Source organism: Mycobacterium sp. E1715, from assembly GCF_001667625.1.
GTDB lineage: Bacteria > Actinomycetota > Actinomycetes > Mycobacteriales > Mycobacteriaceae > Mycobacterium.
On the sequence record NZ_LZJJ01000126.1, the window covers coordinates 1 to 16,146 of the forward strand.

Below are 16,146 nucleotides of genomic sequence, written 5' to 3' on the forward strand. Positions count from 1 at the left end.
GCGTCGCGGCGGCCGGCGCTGCGGCCGCCGCCGGTGCCTGCGACTTGCCCGCGGCCGCGGTCGTCGGCGAACCGCCCTTGGCCTCGATCTCGGCCAGCACGTTGTCGATTTCGGTGCGGGTCCGGTAAGTGACGTCGTGGCGCAGGCGCAGCATGCGCAACAGCTGGGCGATGTCGCCGCGCGCGCTGGGGTCATCCCCGTCCTCGTCGAGTCCCTGCCTCAGCTCGATCAGAAGTTGGGTCTGCTGCTGCGGGCTGAGCTCCTTTTCGGCGAGGGTGTTACCCAACCGGGTGATGTACCCGAACGGCACCGGCGGCTCTTCGGGCAGCGGATCGGGCAGCGGCACCGGCTTGCCTTGCAGCGCGTGTACCGCAGTCACGAGTTGAATCCCGGCGTCGACGGTCGGTTCGCGGTAGTCGATGATCTGCAACGCGGCAAGGGGATTCACCCGCATGCTGTCGATGTCGCCGATCCGAACCGGAAGGATCGGCCGATTGAGCGCCCTGGCGTACCGCAACTCGGCCTGACTGGGCTTGGACTGCAGCCAGTTGTTGGACAGCGCCACGATGAACACGTCACACGAGCGGATCTGCTCGAGGATCTTGTTCCACCAGGAGTCACCGCCGCCGAGTTCTTGGTCGAACCAAACCTGTTGTTGGCCGCGCCGAAGCGCGGTCGTCAGGGCGTCGACCGTCGCCCTGTCCTGGCTCGAGTAGCTGATGAACAGCGGCATCGCGGTCTCCTACGTAGGGGCGTAGCAAACGAAGGGGCGGTATCGGCGCGTGCGGCTATTACGCATGCGCCGATACCGTATCAGTGTCCGGGCGTATCGGACGGCGCAAATTCGTGGCCATTTGCGCGCGCAGCCCAAAACTCAGCCGTGCCCGCCGTCCACCGCGGAAGCCTCCTCCGGCGGGTGGAATTCGGCATAGCGGCGGGCGAATTCGTCTCCGGGAACCGGCCACTGTTCACCGGTGGATCCGCGGACTACCCAGTCGCCCTCCGCCGCGGTTGTGGGACCCTCCAAGGTGTTTATGGTCTCGCCCGGGTAGGCGGGGCGCGCTTGGACGCGACCTTTTCGCCGCCAGCGCCCCTCGCCGGCGGGCTCGTAGGTGTCCTTGAAGATGTCGTCGCGCACCGACCACACCTTGCCGTCCCCCTGGACGGCCCAGTCGCCGGCGTCGGCGCGCATGATGTGTCCCGAATCCGACGTCCATGTCCATGGGGCGCTTCGTTGTTCGGCGGCCACCGTTCCGACCCTTGTGAACGATTGCCAGAGCGGCCGCGACCGGAAGCCCAACTGCCGCAGGCTCCATAACGTGCCCGCCAGGCTGCGGACGGCGGCGTTGAGTAGGGCCGGGTTGCTTTCGACCGCCGACCAGTCGACCAGCTTGTCGTGGATCTTGCGCGAATCGTCGCGCGGCGAACCGTATTTCCAGCCGTTGCGGCGGTAGTAGCGGCACCAATCCTCATGCTCGGCGCGGGCCATGCTCATTGCCGAATCGTGGTCGAAGCCCATGAGCGCGAGTTGTTCCAAGGGCGGCAGGTCCGCCATCTCGTGGCCGGACAGCTGCGCGGGCGGGCTGCCCCAGGTGTTCCAGGTGTGCCCCGCGATCTGCTCCACCATCCACAGCGCGTTGCGCACCTGACGCCGGTTGGACCCGCGGTAGAACTCGTTGAGCTCGGCCCACGGCATCGCGGCCGGGGATCGCGGCGCGTCCGGGTCGATCGTTGAGACGTAGCGCTCGTGGATCAACCTCGCCGCGCGCTCCCAGGCGTCCTGTACCTGGCCCTCCTGGGTGTCCAGGACCAGCGAGTAGGACTGCAGCCGCCCCACCACCTGGATCGAGTCGTCGCTGATGCTGGTGTTCAGGTCCGAGGCGTAGATGGGCATGTCGGGGAAGCGGGCCGCCAGCCTCGCGGCGGTCGTCGCGGCGTGGGAGTCGACGAAGATCACGGCACTGGTCGCGGGCTCGGCGTCGCCGATCAGCTTCAGCATGGTGGGAACGGTCGGTGTCTCCGCGGTTGCGTCGATCGCCGGTCCCTCCGAGGCGAATCCGGCCTGCCGCCGGTGGAACTCGTGATCCGCCAAATACTCGCCGGCGTCTTTTTCGACCAGCGTGAGCGCGGGCAACGGGACCGCGCCGGGCGGGGTGTAGAAGTCGCGTTCCAGGGCGCGCTGTGTCAGGTCCGCGCACAGAGCCAGCGTCAATTGCGAAGTACCGCAAATGAATACGCGTTTCGTTCGCCCGCTCGCGATAATGCCGTCGAGCAGCCTGCCCGCGGTCACCTCGTACTTCCCGACCACGTCGGCGGCCCATCGGGTGTCCGACCCGCCGAACTGCTGGGCCCGCCAGGCCTGGGCCAGCCAGGGATCGTCCATCCGCACGATCAGCGGCAACCGCCGTTTGCGGGCGACCTCGTCGAGCCGGCGGCTGATCAGGTCCAGCCACAGCAGGTTGATCGCCGGGTCGGGCGCCATCAGATACAGCCGGGATAGGTTGCGCCACAGCCGCAACGACACCAGCGTGGCGGGGTTGTTGAAGTCCACCAGGACCACCCGCGCGCCCTGCCTGCGGGCCCGCTGCACCCGGTCGTCGCTGGCGCCGGTGAGGACGACCAGCGTGCCGCGCCGGTCCAGCGTCCGGGCGACCGCGCTGATCATCGACTGCGTGTCCGCGTCGACCCCGACGACGGCCGTGACGGAATCGGCCAGGTTCGCCCGCAGCCGGTCCACCTGGGACCGGAAGACCCCGACGACGACGCCGCCCAACCCGGTGAAGATCGCCGACAGCGCCGCGATTCGGGCCAGCTCCAGGCCGACCGGTGTCGGGTTCGGACAGGTTCGCCCGCCCACCGAGAAGTCACCGGTGCCGCCCTTGACCAGGCTGGCCGTCGCCATCAGCGGGGTGAACAAGGCCGGATGGTTGGCGTCGTGACAACCCCAGTAGGACGTGAGGCCCAGGACCGCCGTCATCGGGACCAGGCCTGCGATCAGGGTGAACGAAACCCCCACCATCCGATGGCTTCCGCCGGACCGGAAGGTCAGCACCGACGCGGCGATCAGCACGGTCACCACGATCGCCAGCGTCGGCATCGATCCGGGCCTGCCGAACCACGCCAGGGCCGGGGGCAGCGCGTCGATGATCCCGGGCTGCAGGTCCAATACGGCCAAATAGACGATGAGGAGCAGCCCGACCGCGGTTACGCCCCAGCGCAAGATGGGCGAGGGTGTCCTGGTGGGGGGCATCCGCCGATCTCCCTTCGCGCGGTATCGGCTGTTCGGACGTCGAACAGTACACGCAAAAGATCGGCCGAAGGCAATGATTCCGGGCCCGCGCACATCGCCGAGTTGCCCACGCGGGCAACGGGTCGGCGGTTATCCCGCGTAGCGGGAGAGCCGGGCGGAAAGGTGCGGCACCAGGCCGCCGTCTGCGTCCACCCGCTCCTCGACGTAGGCCAGGTCGCCGCCCTCGACGATGCCGTAGAGCCGTTTGGCGCCACCGACCAGGACGCCCGACCGGCTGCGGGCAAGTGCGTCGGTCACCAGCTCCCACGACGACTGATTGCGCGGTCGGCCGTAGAACAGCTCCACATAGCCGGCCGAATGGGCCAGCAGTAACTCGATCGCCTGGGATTCGCTGGGATCGTCGGGATCGCTGACGAAACGCCAGAACCCGGTCTCCCGCAGGCCGCGCTCCTGGTAGTCGCCCGCCTCGCTGAGCCGCCACGAGCGGGATTCCCAATTCAGGTAGTCGCCGCCGTCGTGCGAAACCACGATCTGCTGGCCGAACCGGTAATCCCCGTCGTGTGCGCGGCCCTCGCCGTGCCCGCGCCACACACCCACCAGCGGCAACAGCGCCAGCAGGGCGTCGTTCAGGTTGGCGCCTTCACGCAAGTTGGCGGTGTCGGCGGGAAGCGGCAGATCGTCGAAGGCGGGAATGTTGCGGCCGGCGGTCAGCTTGGCGCGCTCAGCGGCGGCAGCCACCGCGCGATCGCCGGAGCTCGCAGAACCCAGTGGTTCGTCAGAAGTCGTCCGCCACTCCTCACCGTCGCTAGCGGAAGGTACCCCCACCGGATCGTCGTCCGCGCGAGTCACGATTCGTCGGTGATGAGCCGGTACAGCGTGTACAGCGCGAACCATGAGATCACCACGACGGCCACGACCAGCATGATCTCGAAGAAGAGCACCACGGGGACAAGTCTATTCGCCCCGCGCGATCCCGGTCAGGGCAGCCGGGGTCTCAGGCGATCTTGACGTCCACCTCGTGGATGCCGGCGCCCGACGGACTCACCACGGCGTTCCCGTTGCCGGAGGCCGACAGCGCGCGCAGCGTCCAGGACCCCGGCGCCGCGAAGAACCGGAAGTCACCCGTTGCCGACGCGACGACCTCGGCGGTGAACTCGTCAGACGAGTCGAGCAGGCGGACGAAGGCGCCGCCCACCGCCTGGCCATCGCTGTCCACGACGCGGCCGGTGATCACCGTTTCCTTCTCCAAGTCGACGCTGGCGGGCAACGTCACTCCTTGTTTCGGGGCAGAGCACATATCAGCTTCCCAACTCGATCGGGGCACCCACCAGGGAGCCGTATTCCGTCCAACTTCCGTCGTAGTTCTTGACGTTTTTGTGGCCGAGTAATTCCCGGAGCACGAACCAGGTATGCGAAGACCGCTCGCCGATCCGGCAATACGCGATCGTTTCCTTGGAGCCGTCCAGGCCGGCGTCGGCGTAGAGCTTGGCCAATTCGTCGTCGGACCTGAACGTGCCGTCCTCGTTGGCCGCCTTGCTCCACGGCACGTTGATCGCCCCGGGGATGTGGCCGGGCCGCTGGCTCTGCTCCTGCGGCAGATGCGCCGGCGCCAGGATCTTGCCCGAGAACTCGTCGGGCGAACGCACGTCGACCAGGTTCTTGGTGTTGATGGCCGCGATGACCTCGTCGCGGAACGCGCGGATGCTGTTGTCCGGCGCGGCCGCGGTGTACGAGGTGGCCGGCCTGCTGACGGTGTCGCTGGACAGCGCGCGCCCGTCGAGCTCCCACTTCTTGCGGCCGCCGTCGAGCAGCTTGACGTCGGCGTGCCCGTACAGCTTGAAATACCAGTAGGCGTAGGCGGCGAACCAGTTGTTATTGCCGCCGTAGAGGATCACGGTGCCGTCGTTGGCGACGCCACGTTCGCTGAGCAGCTTCGAAAACTGCTGCGCGTCGACGAAGTCGCGCTTGACGGGGTCCTGCAAGTCGGAACGCCAGTCGAGCCTGATCGCACCGGGGATGTGGCCGGTGTCGTATGCGCTGGTGTCCTCGTCGACTTCAATGAAGACGACGCCGGCGGCGTCGAGATTGCTCTCGGCCCAGTCCGCGGAGACCAGGACGTCGGAGCGTGCCATGCGGTGATCCTTTCGATCGCTTTCTATGAACGGGTCATGCCGTGTGCGCGGCGCCTCGGAAGCGCGCCACCAGCGGGTAGAGCTGGCAGCCCAGGCAGATGCCGAAGGCCGCATTCAGGAAGGCGGCGGTCAGCGCCGCGGCGGTGGCGATGACGCCGACCACGAAGGCGCCCGCGGCGAACGCGACGACGCCGACGACCGCGAAGACCAGGCCGACGAGTTGGGCGAACTTCAGCGGTGCCACCGGTTCGCGTTCCCCGACGGGCCCGAGCCGGGGCGCCACGAAGCGAGCGAAGATCCGCCCGTACGGGTGCTTGCGCGGGCCGCCGACGGCTCCGATGGCGAAGATGATCGCTTGGACGCCGAGAATCGCCGCCGCCGCCAGCGGACTGACGGCGGAGAAGGCGAGGGTGATCACCAGGACTGCGGTCGTGACCCAGGCGGCGAACCTGGGACCCCGCACGTCGACGACGTCTGGCTGGGTGGTGGTGTTGCTGCTCGGCACGGTACTACTCCTGGATACGCCTGTTGCTTATGGGAACGAACGACGGGAGACGGGCCTCGGTAACGTTCCGGGGTTGCTCCGAGTGCTTACGCGAAAGCGCGCGGCGACTCAGCAGCTACAGCGACAGCAACAGCCCGCGGTGCGGCACAGATCGACTGCGCGGCGTTGGGTGAGCAGGGGCTCAAGGCGGGCTAGCACGTCGGCAAGCTTACCGAATGACCGACGGCGATCAAATTTGCGGCGGGTGCCGCTCACCCCGCGCGCCCCGGCGATGACCGGGTCACGACTGCTTGAAGCCGTCCAGGCTGACGGTGACCCCGTAGCCGATGCCCTCGATGATCACGTCGGAGCCGCGCGCCCCCTCGGTCTTGGGTGCCACCCCGAAGGGAAGCCGCTGGTTGGGCACCCGGGTCGTGAAGGCCCGCAGCACCGCATCCCGCTTGTCATCCGGAACCGGTTGATCCGCGGTGTCCGCGCCGGTCAGAACGCCGGTCGGGGTGATCACCAGCGTCGCCTGGTCGTCCGGGGCGATGGACAGGTCCACCGAGACGCTGACCCGGTGTTCGAAGTCGGCCGAGTGCGGGGTGCCGCTGAACACCACACCGTGGCTGTCGGAGATGCCCGACGCGGTGACGCCACCGGTGGCGGTGTTGGTTTCCTTGGGGGGCGCCTCGACCATCAGATCGCTGATGCCCAGGTACCGGCCCAGGTGCGTCGAGTCGATGATGACGCGGCTCTCCAGTTTGCCCACCGGCAGCTTGGCATCGGGCCCGATCAGCCACGACGCGTGGCTCAGGTCGACCGAGTACATCGTGGCTTCGAGGGTGGCCTTGCCGACCGTCGCGTGGTCGACGGCGTTGGCCTTGATCTCCAGCTGGTTGTAGTGGTCGCGCATCGCCTGCGGGATGAACGGAAACGCCACGATCGCGACGAACGGGTCGGACCGCAAATGGGCCGCTTTGCGCACGCTGCACGACAGCCGGTATTCGGCGTAGATGCTGCTCCCGTAGTCCACGGCGACTGCCCCGGCCACCACCACGGCCACGGCGATCGCCACGCCCGCCACCGCCACCGCCACCTTGCGCACCCGCACATTGTCGCGTAACCCTGAGCCCGAGCTGTCGCGGACCACCCGGGTGGCGGCGCTCACACTGCGTCGTCGCCGCACCAAAGTGGCAGGTGGCAAGTTATCGTTAGATGACCTGGCAACTAACGCGTCGTTGCGTTGCGAATTGTGAAGATGCCGTTCTCCCGAGTTGGAGGGGCTAGTTGGAGCTATTACTGCTGACCTCGGAGCTGCATCCCGACCCGGTCCTGCCGTCGTTGTCGTTGCTTCCCCACGCCGTCCGGACGGCGCCTGCGGAACCGTCCTCGTTGCTCGAGGCCGGGACAGCGGACGCCGTACTGGTGGATGCGCGCACCGACCTGTCGTCGGCGCGCGGACTCTGCCGTCTGCTGAGCACCGCCGGCCGTTCGGTCCCCGTCCTGGCCATTGTGAGCGAAGGCGGCCTGGTGGCGGTCAGCGCGGACTGGGGGCTGGACGAGATCCTGCTGCCGAGCACCGGGCCCGCCGAGATCGATGCCCGGCTGCGGCTGGTTGTGGGTCGCCGTGGCGGGCTGGCCGACCAGGAAAGTGCCGGCAAGGTGAGCCTGGGCGAGCTGGTGATCGACGAGGGCACCTACACCGCGAGGTTGCGGGGCCGCCCACTCGATCTGACCTACAAAGAGTTCGAGCTGCTCAAATACCTGGCGCAGCACGCGGGACGCGTCTTCACCCGCGCGCAGCTGTTGCACGAAGTGTGGGGATACGACTTCTTCGGCGGCACCCGCACCGTCGACGTGCACGTGCGTCGCCTGCGCGCCAAGCTCGGCCCCGAATACGAGGCGTTGATCGGGACCGTTCGCAACGTCGGCTACAAGGCTGTCCGGCCGGCACGAGGACGCGCGCCGATCGCGGACTCGGCGGAGGACGAACCCGCCGACGACATCGAGTCCGACTCCGAGGATTTGCAACAGCCGCTGGGCGACCCGTTGCGCAGTCAGTGACCGCGCCCGCCTGGCGCCCGACGCTGACCGCTGACGAACAACGGCAGATACGCGAACTCATCACGGCCGCAACCGAATTCGACGGAGTCGCGCCCGTCGGTGAACAAGTGCTGCGCGAATTGCCGCACGACCGCACCGGGCACCTGCTGACCACCGGGCCCGACGGGGTCGTCGGCTACCTCAATCTGTCGCGCGACCCAGAAGCGGCGATGGCGGAACTGGTGGTCCACCCCCGCGCCCGCAGACAAGGTTTCGGGACCGCGCTGGCGCGGGCGGCGTTGGCCGAGACCGCCGCAAGCAACCGGTTCTGGGCGCACGGCACGCTCGAGCCCGCCCGCGCCACCGCGGCCGCGCTCGGTCTGGTTGCGGTCCGCGAGCTGCTGCAGATGCGACGCACGCTGCGCGACATCCATGACTTGGTGCGCCCCGTGGCCGGGGTGCGGGTCCGCACCTACGCGGGCACCTCCGACGACGCCGAGCTGCTGCGCGTCAACAACGCCGCCTTCGCCGACCACCCCGAACAGGGCGGCTGGACCGAAGCCCAGCTGGCCGAGCGGCGCGACGAACCGTGGTTCGACCCGGCCGGTCTGTTCCTGGCGTTCGACGACTCCGATACCAAACAGGCGGGCAAGCTGCTGGGCTTCCACTGGACCAAGGTGCACCCCGATCAGCCCGGCTTGGGCGAGGTCTACGTGGTAGGCGTCGACCCGGCCGCGCAGGGCCGGGGCATGGGTCAGATGCTGACGGCCATCGGCATCGAGTCGTTGGCGCACCGGCTGGCCGGTGCGGCCGATCCGACCGTGCTGCTCTACGTGGAGTCCGACAACCGCGCCGCGGTGCGCACCTACCAGCGCCTCGGTTTCGCCACCTACAGCGTGGACACCGCCTACGCGGTCGCTTCGGCCGACTGACGATGGGCGGGAGGCGGGCTCTTGCCCCCGGTTGTTCACCTGCGCTTGCTAGTGACAAGTAGCCGTGGGCTGCGGCGGAGCATAATTTCGCGACGACCTGGCAACCTCATTGGAGACGGCCGGCGGCACGCGGGCACGACAACGCGTCAGGAAGCGAGATCGGTGAGGCTCGACAGGGGAGGCAGGGCGCTGGTCGCGCTGGTCGTGGCGGTGGCCGTAGGCAGCGGCGCGCTGACCGGCTGTGGCAGCGATCAGAACCGCCGCGGGGCGTCGCCCGCGGCCGCGTCCGGGCCCACGGGCACCGCGGGGTGCAGCGGTAAGAACAAGCTGACGGCGGAGGGTTCGACGGCACAACAGAACGCGATGGCGCTGTTCAACCAGGTCTGGGGGCAGTACTGCCCGGGCAAGAGCGTGTCGTACAACCCGACCGGTTCCGGCGCCGGGCGCGAGCAGTTCATCGCCGGCCATGTCGACTTCGCGGGCGCCGATTCCCCGCTCGCCGCGGACCAGATCGGTCCGGCCTCCGCGCGCTGCGATGGAAACCCGGCCTGGGACCTGCCGCTGGTGTTCGGGCCGATCGCCCTGGTCTACAACCTCGCCGGGGTGCCCGGGTTGGTGGTCAGCAGCGACGCGCTGGCCAAGATCTTCAGCGGGCGGATCATGGCGTGGAACGACCCGATCCTGGCCGCCCTCAATCCCGGCGTCGCACTGCCCGACACCAAGATCACGCCGATCTACCGGACGGACTCGTCGGGAACCACCGACAACGTGCAGAAGTTTCTGACGGCCGCCGCACCGCAGAGCTGGACCAAGGGCGTGGGCACCGAGTTCCAGGGCGGGGTCGGCGAGGGGGCCACCAAGTCGGCCGGTGTCGTGCAGGCGGTGCGGGCCACCCCGGGCGCGATCGGTTACGTCGAGAAGGGCTTCGCCGACCAGGCCGGCCTGCCCTACGCCCAAATCGGCACCAACAAGGGTGGCGTCATCCCGCTCACCAACGAGACCGCCGGGAACGCCGTGCGGGCGGCCAATTTCGTCGGCGCCGGCAACGACCTGGTGCTCGACCTGAATGCGATGTACAGCTCCCAGGACCCGCGGTCCTACCCGCTGGTTCTGGCGACGTACGAGATCGTCTGCTCGAAGGGCTCCGACGCGGACACCTCAGGGGCCATCAGGTCGTTCCTCACGGTGGCCGCCGGCAGCGGGCAGGCCGACCTTCCCTCGGCCGGCTATGTTCCGCTGCCCGATAAAGTCAAAGAGCGGCTGGTTGCCGCGATCAACGCCCTGCAGTGACCGAGTGGCCCCGGGCGTAAGGAGCGACAGAACTGTGCCGGGATCACGGTGACCACGCCAAACCCCACCGACGCCGGCTCGGGCGCGACCGTGGCCGCGCCGTTCCCCGAGGCGCCGCTGATTCCGATCAACCCGTGGGGACAGACCCGCCCACACATCGGGGATCGGGTGTTCCGCTGGCTCGCCAACGGTTCGGGCCTCCTGATCGTGGTGGTGATCGGCGCGATCGGCGGATTCCTGCTGCTGCGCGCGATACCGGCGTTGAAGCGCAACCGGGAGAACTTCTTCACCTACGACGGCAACTGGGTCACCACCGACACCTCGGCGATGCACTTCGGCATCTCCGATCTGCTGAAGGTCACCGTGTTCGTGTCGGCGTTCGCGTTGCTGCTCGCCATGCCGGTCGCGCTGGGCGTCGCCATCTTCATCACGCAGTACTCGTCGCGGCGCACGGCCAGCCCGTTGGCCTATGCCGTCGATCTGCTGGCCGGGGTTCCCTCCATCATCTACGGCGCGTGGGGCCTCTACGTCCTGGCGCCGCAGTTGCGACCCGTCGCCACCTGGCTCAACCGATCGCTGGGTTGGTGCTTTTTGTTCGCCGACGGCAACACGTCGGTGGCCGGTGGCGGCACCATCTTCACCGGCGGCATCGTCCTGGCGGTGATGATCCTGCCGATCATCACCGCCGTCACCCGCGAGGTGTTCGTCCAGACACCGCATGAGCAGATCGAGGCCATGCTGGCGCTCGGCGCCACCCGCTGGGAAGTGGTGAAGACGATCGTGCTGCCGTTCGGGTGGTCGGGCTACATCAGCGCGGCGGTGCTGGGGCTGGGCCGCGCCCTGGGGGAGACGGTCGCGCTGCTGATCATCCTGCGCGGCACGCAGGCAATGTTCGGCTGGTCACTGTTCGACGGGGGCTCTACCGTCGCGACCAAGATTGCGGGCACCGCCGCCCAATTCAACGACCAATACAAGGCCGGCGCGTACATCGCCGCGGGACTGGCGCTTTTTGTGCTCACGTTCCTCGTCGACGCCCTGGCGCGTGGCGCCGCGGCCGGTACCCGATGGGGCGCCCGATGACCTCGATGCTGGACCGCCCGCTGAAGCCACGCACGTTCTCGCGGCCGAGCCGGCGCCGACGGGCCGCGGATCACGTTGCGCTGGCACTGGTTTCGCTGTCGATGGTGATCGCGGTGACACCCCTGCTGCTGGTGCTGTACTCGGTGGTCGCCAAGGGGTCCAGGGCGATTGCATCGACCGTTTGGTGGACGCACTCGCAAGCGGGCATGACCGCCTTCGTGGCCGGCGGCGGCGCCTACCACGCGATCGTGGGCACGCTGTTGCAGGGATTGGTATGTGCGGTCATCTCCATCCCGGTCGGCATCATGCTCGCGATCTACCTGACCGAATACGGCGGCGGCACCGCGCTGGGCAGGCTGGCCACGTTCATGGTCGACATCCTGAGCGGAGTGCCCTCGATCGTGGCGGCTTTGTTCGTCTACGCCCTGTTCGTTGCCACGCTGGGCACGCCCCGCTCCGAGTTCGCGGTGTCGTTGGCCCTGGTCCTGTTGATGCTCCCGGTGATCGTGCGAGCCACCGAGGAGATGCTGCGAATCGTCCCGGTGGATCTGCGCGAGGCCAGCTATGCGCTCGGCGTACCGAAGTGGAAGACGATCCTGCGGGTGGTGATCCCCACCGGGCTGTCCGGCATCATCACCGGCATCATGCTGGCGACGGCCCGGGTGATGGGCGAGACGGCGCCGCTGCTGATCTTGGTCGGCTACGCGCAGTCTATGAACTTCGACATCTTCAGTGGCTTCATGGGGACGCTACCCGGCATGATGTACAACCAGACCAGCGCCGGCGCGGGCGTGAGCCCGGTCCCCACGGATCGGTTGTGGGGTGCCGCCCTAACCCTCATCCTGGTGATCGCCACAATCAATGTCGGGGCCCGAGTGATAACGAAATTGCTCGGCACCAAGAAGTCATAGGTAGGAGCAGTCAGTGGCCAAACGGTTGGACCTCAAAGCCGTCAACATCTACTACGGTTCGTTTCACGCGGTCGCGGATGTGACGCTGTCGATCCTGCCGCGCAGCGTCACGGCGTTCATCGGCCCGTCGGGTTGCGGCAAGACGACGGTGCTGCGCACGCTCAACCGGATGCATGAGGTGGTCCCCGGCGGGCGCGTTGAGGGCAACGTGCTCCTCGACGACGAGGACATCTACGGCGCCGGAGTCGACCCGGTCGGCGTGCGCCGGGCGATCGGAATGGTGTTTCAGCGGCCGAACCCGTTCCCCGCCATGTCGATTCGTGACAACGTGGTGGCCGGCTTGAAGCTGCAGGGTGTGCGCAATCGCAAGGTGCTCGACGAGACGGCCGAGTACTCGCTGCGCGGGGCGAACCTGTGGGATGAGGTCAAGGACCGGTTGGACAGGCCCGGCGGAGGGTTGTCCGGCGGGCAGCAACAGCGCTTGTGTATCGCGCGGGCGATCGCCGTGCAGCCAGACGTGCTGCTCATGGACGAGCCGTGCTCCGCGCTGGACCCGATTTCGACGATGGCCATCGAGGAACTGATCAGCGAGCTCAAGCAGGACTACACCATCGTCATCGTCACCCACAACATGCAGCAGGCCGCGCGGGTCAGCGACTACACCGCGTTCTTCAACCTGGAGGCCGTCGGCAAGCCGGGGCGGTTGATCGAGGTCGACGACACCGAGAAGATCTTCTCCAACCCCAGCCAGAAGGCGACGGAGGATTACATCTCCGGCCGCTTCGGCTGATCCGGCCGCCTATTGCGAGGCCGGTTTCGTCTCCTCTTCGGGGAGCTTTCCGGTCGCCTGAAAGATGACGCGCCTGGCCACTTCGACGGCGTGGTCGGCGAAGCGCTCGTAGAACCGGCCCAGCAGGGTGACGTCGACCGCGGCCGCCACCCCGTACTTCCATTCGCGGTCCATCAGCACCGAGAACAGGTGGCGGTGCAGATCGTCCATCGCGTCGTCCTCTTCGCGAATCCGGGCGGCCTTCTCCGGATCGCGGGACATCACCACCTCTTGCGCGCTGTTGCCCAATTCGACTGCGACCCGGCCCATTTCGGCGAAGTAGCCGTTGACCTCTTCGGGGAGCGCGTGCTGGGGGTGCCTGCGGCGGGCGATCTTTGCGACGTGCAGGGCCAGCGCGCCCATCCGGTCGATGTCGGCCACCATCTGGATCGCGCTCACGATGGACCGCAGGTCACCGGCGACCGGTGCCTGCAAGGCCAGCAGCACGAAGGCGCTCTCCTCGGCGCGAGCGCTCAGCGTGGCGATCTTTTCGTGGTCGGAGATCACTTGCTCGGCCAGCACCAGGTCGGCCTGCAACAGGGCTTGGGTGGCTCGCTCCATCGCGATACCCGCCAGCCCGCACATCTCGCCGAGCTGCTCGGATAACTCCGAGAGCTGCTCGTGGTAGGCGGTCCGCATACCGCCAAGCCTACGTTCCCGGGGCCGAAAACGGGCGGCGGAGCGCCCAAAAGCGCTTACTCGCAGGTGGTGTCGGCAGCGTTGGTGACGGTCAGGTCCTCGGGGAGCTTGGCCGGTGCGCTGCCGGAGCCGCGTTCGATCTGCAGGCTGATCGATGATCCGCTCGGCTGCGGGGTGGCGACCGACTTGAAGTCGGGTCCGAGCACCACCTGAACGACCTGCCCGTAGCCGGAAACGCGCTGAACCCTCGCGTTGGCGAACGACGACGCGACGGTCGCCGCGGCCTGCTCGTTGCCGGCCGAGAACAACACCGTCGTCGTGTTGATCGAGCTCGGATAATCGTCCGGCGTCATCACGTTGAAGCCATTGCGCTTGAGCTGGCTGGTGGCCGTGGCGGCCAGGCCACTCTGCGTCGTCGCGTTGGACACCCGCACCGTGACGTCGCCCGGCGTGGTCGTGGTCACCTGCTCGTGCCGGGCCTCCGGGGCCGCGGTGGGGGCCGGCGTTTGCTTGGGGGCGGGCGCCTTCGTCTGACCGGACTTGTCGTCGGATGTTCCCAAATTCTTTGCGTTCTGGTCGTTTTCCTCGGGCAGCGGATCGTCGTTGATGATGGCGTCGAACAGCGCCCGCATGTCGCCCATGCGCGGCGGTTCGTCGCCGTTCTGGTCGGTCACGCCGGTCGGCACCGTGACGAAGGTGACGTGCCCGGCCGCCATCCCCTGCAACGACTGACCGAGCTGGATCAGGTCCTTCGACTGCACGTTGTCGACGACGGTGTCGCTGATGAACATGTTGACGACGTTGTTGAGCTTGTTGAGGTCGAGCAGGGTGTCCTCGGAGATCAGCGAGCGCAGCAGCGACGACAGGAACAGCTGCTGGCGTTTGATCCGGCCGTAGTCCCCGTTGGTTTCGGTGGTGACCTGGCGGGCCCGCACGTAATTCAGGGCGGTCGGGCCGTCGAGGACTTGGCGGCCGCCGTGATCGAGCACCGTGCCCAGCTCATAGTCGTGCAACGCGGATTTCGAGCACACCTCCACGCCGCCCAGGGCGTCGACCATCTTGGCGAACCCGGCGAAGTCCACGGCGATGAAGCGGTTGATGCTCAACCCGGACAATTTCTGGATCTCTTTGACCAGACATTTCGGGCCGCCGAAGGCGAATGCCGAGTTCAGTTTGGTCTCCGTGTAAACCATTTTCGGGCCCCAGGTCTTGGTCTTCGCGTCGTAAAGGGGCCCGTACTTGCCCGTGTCTGGGTTCCATGCCTCGCATTGCATCGGGGTGATCGCCAGGTCGCGGGGGAACGACACCGCCACCACCCGTTTGCGGTTGGCCGGAATGTTGACCAGCATCACCGTGTCCGATCGCGCGCCCCCGGCGTCTTCGGTGTCACCGGCGCCCATGTTGGCGTTCTCGCCGGCGCGCGAGTCCATGCCGACGATCAAGAAGTCTTCGTCGCCGTATTGCCCGTTGCGGTCGCGAATGTCATCCGACCCCTGGTCGAGCGCGCTGACGGTGTTGAGCCGGGCGTTCTTGGACGTGCTCCACTGCCACGCCCCGCCGGTCAACGCCACGGCCAGCACGGCAAACAGCGCCGCCACCGAGCGAGCGGCCAGCAGCATCGGGCGGTGGCGGCGGCGCGGTTTAGGCGCGTGATCGTCGGGAGTTCCCTCGGCTGGCGGCCCGTCGCCGTTTCGGCCGTCGCCGGCCTCGAGGTCGGGAAGCTCCGAGATTACGTCGAGCGAGTAGGCGAGGTCCTCGATAACCTGCGTCTGCTGCAACTCGACCGGGAGGTCCGATTCGGCCTCGGCGGGCCCGGGTTCGGGCTCCGGTTCGAGTTCGAGTTCGGGTTCGGGCTCCGGTTCGGCGTGGCGGTGCGTGGACCGGCCGGTCGACGGGGCGCCCAGCTTCGCGATCAGGTCGGCGACGCTGAGCCCCCCGCCGGTGTGTGACCCGGATCCTTCGTCGTCGGCTGCGGACGGCTGGACGGTCTCGACGGCGGCGCCGGTCTGCCATAGGTGCAGGCTGTAGTCGGACGGGGGCTCGGAGAACCGCTCCCACGGGGCGGCGCCCAGCGCGGCCCGCCGAGCGTCGCGAGTGGCGTCCTCGGCGTCACTCATGTCCTACCGGCCTCCGAAGCTCTGATGCGGATGTCAGCGTGTCCGTGCGCAATGCCGTCCCAGCGCTCGGCATTCTCGGCGCTGCGGCTCGTGCCACCCGTGGGTGGCACTCCTTTGTCGCGCTCCGACGGCGGTGCGTTACCGATCCGCCAGAACGCGCCATGCAGCAAGGTCCACATCGTACTGAGTTATCGGTCCGGACGCGATTTCGAGCGGTCGATCAGCCGCCGGAGTGCATCACGTCGGCGCCGGCCGGCACGGTGCAGTCGTCGGGGTCCGTCAGCCAGCCTTCGGGCAGCGCCACGCGGGCGGGTGACCCCTGCCGGCCCCGGGGGCCGCTCGCCGCGTCCGGGAAGGGGACCGTGCCGTCCAATTGGCTTAGCAGAGAATCGAGTTCGTCGAGCGTCTTGACCATCGCCAGCGCCCGGCGCAGCCC

The 16,146-nt window shown here is 67.9% G+C and carries 16 protein-coding genes and 1 pseudogene; 6 read left to right on the top strand and 11 right to left on the bottom strand.

The annotated features are described in order from the left end of the window. From A9X03_RS06980 to lmeA, 8 genes are all read right to left on the bottom strand, one after another. Window positions 1-733 (bottom strand): toll/interleukin-1 receptor domain-containing protein (locus A9X03_RS06980; RefSeq protein WP_156746494.1); only part of this gene is annotated, 733 nt, incomplete at its 3' end. A 141-nt stretch (window positions 734-874) separates the two neighbouring features. Next, window positions 875-3,250, bottom strand: coding sequence for a hypothetical protein (locus A9X03_RS06985; RefSeq protein WP_068260314.1), 2,376 nt, complete (start codon window positions 3,248-3,250; stop codon window positions 875-877). Between the two features lie 129 nt (window positions 3,251-3,379). Next, entirely contained in the window at window positions 3,380-4,099 is a 720-nt protein-coding gene (locus A9X03_RS06990; RefSeq protein ID WP_231975362.1) for an FABP family protein, read from the bottom strand. A 145-nt stretch (window positions 4,100-4,244) separates the two neighbouring features. Further along, window positions 4,245-4,547, bottom strand: coding sequence for a DUF1416 domain-containing protein (locus A9X03_RS06995; protein ID WP_067269500.1), 303 nt, complete (start codon window positions 4,545-4,547; stop codon window positions 4,245-4,247). A gap of 1 nt (window position 4,548) precedes the next feature. Continuing rightward, window positions 4,549-5,382, bottom strand: coding sequence for a sulfurtransferase (locus A9X03_RS07000; protein ID WP_068260323.1), 834 nt, complete (start codon window positions 5,380-5,382; stop codon window positions 4,549-4,551). A gap of 34 nt (window positions 5,383-5,416) precedes the next feature. After that, on the bottom strand, window positions 5,417-5,887 hold the full coding sequence (locus tag A9X03_RS07005) for a DUF4395 domain-containing protein (protein WP_068260327.1): 471 nt from the start codon (window positions 5,885-5,887) through the stop codon (window positions 5,417-5,419). 108 nt (window positions 5,888-5,995) lie between these two features. Beyond that, window positions 5,996-6,142, bottom strand: a complete 147-nt coding sequence (locus tag A9X03_RS30800) for an Ms5788A family Cys-rich leader peptide (protein WP_368664923.1) — start codon at window positions 6,140-6,142, stop codon at window positions 5,996-5,998. 25 nt (window positions 6,143-6,167) lie between these two features. Next, entirely contained in the window at window positions 6,168-6,980 is an 813-nt protein-coding gene (lmeA, locus tag A9X03_RS07010) for a mannan chain length control protein LmeA (protein ID WP_067752228.1), read from the bottom strand. 176 nt (window positions 6,981-7,156) lie between these two features. Between lmeA and A9X03_RS07015 the strand changes: the two genes are divergently transcribed. From A9X03_RS07015 to pstB, 6 genes are all read left to right on the top strand, one after another. After that, the gene (locus A9X03_RS07015; RefSeq protein WP_067752184.1) at window positions 7,157-7,933 is read left to right on the top strand and encodes a response regulator transcription factor; all 777 of its coding nucleotides are present in this window, start codon (window positions 7,157-7,159) and stop codon (window positions 7,931-7,933) included. Further along, on the top strand, window positions 7,930-8,844 hold the full coding sequence (gene mshD, locus A9X03_RS07020) for a mycothiol synthase (protein ID WP_068260330.1): 915 nt from the start codon (window positions 7,930-7,932) through the stop codon (window positions 8,842-8,844). The genes A9X03_RS07015 and mshD overlap by 4 nt, the downstream gene beginning before the upstream one ends. Window positions 8,845-9,006: 162 nt before the next feature. Further along, window positions 9,007-10,134 (top strand): phosphate ABC transporter substrate-binding protein PstS, encoded by a 1,128-nt coding sequence (gene pstS, locus A9X03_RS07025; protein WP_068260333.1) that lies wholly within the window; start codon window positions 9,007-9,009, stop codon window positions 10,132-10,134. 48 nt (window positions 10,135-10,182) lie between these two features. Then, on the top strand, window positions 10,183-11,214 hold the full coding sequence (gene pstC, locus A9X03_RS07030) for a phosphate ABC transporter permease subunit PstC (protein ID WP_369831107.1): 1,032 nt from the start codon (window positions 10,183-10,185) through the stop codon (window positions 11,212-11,214). Further along, window positions 11,211-12,125, top strand: a complete 915-nt coding sequence (gene pstA / locus A9X03_RS07035) for a phosphate ABC transporter permease PstA (protein WP_068260342.1) — start codon at window positions 11,211-11,213, stop codon at window positions 12,123-12,125. The genes pstC and pstA overlap by 4 nt, the downstream gene beginning before the upstream one ends. A gap of 13 nt (window positions 12,126-12,138) precedes the next feature. Next, window positions 12,139-12,915, top strand: a complete 777-nt coding sequence (pstB, locus tag A9X03_RS07040; RefSeq protein ID WP_067752171.1) for a phosphate ABC transporter ATP-binding protein PstB — start codon at window positions 12,139-12,141, stop codon at window positions 12,913-12,915. A 9-nt stretch (window positions 12,916-12,924) separates the two neighbouring features. Here pstB and phoU read toward each other — a convergent pair whose 3' ends face one another. The 3 genes and pseudogenes from phoU to A9X03_RS07055 all read right to left on the bottom strand — a co-directional run. Next, window positions 12,925-13,593 carry a phosphate signaling complex protein PhoU gene (gene phoU, locus A9X03_RS07045; protein ID WP_067752168.1) on the bottom strand — a complete coding sequence of 223 codons (669 nt, stop codon included), beginning with the start codon at window positions 13,591-13,593 and terminating at the stop codon, window positions 12,925-12,927. A gap of 56 nt (window positions 13,594-13,649) precedes the next feature. Continuing rightward, complete coding sequence (locus A9X03_RS07050) at window positions 13,650-15,710, bottom strand: LCP family protein (protein WP_067752165.1); 2,061 nt, start codon at window positions 15,708-15,710, stop codon at window positions 13,650-13,652. 220 nt (window positions 15,711-15,930) lie between these two features. Next, window positions 15,931-16,146, bottom strand: a pseudogene (locus tag A9X03_RS07055) (tRNA dihydrouridine synthase DusB); the annotation flags it as partial.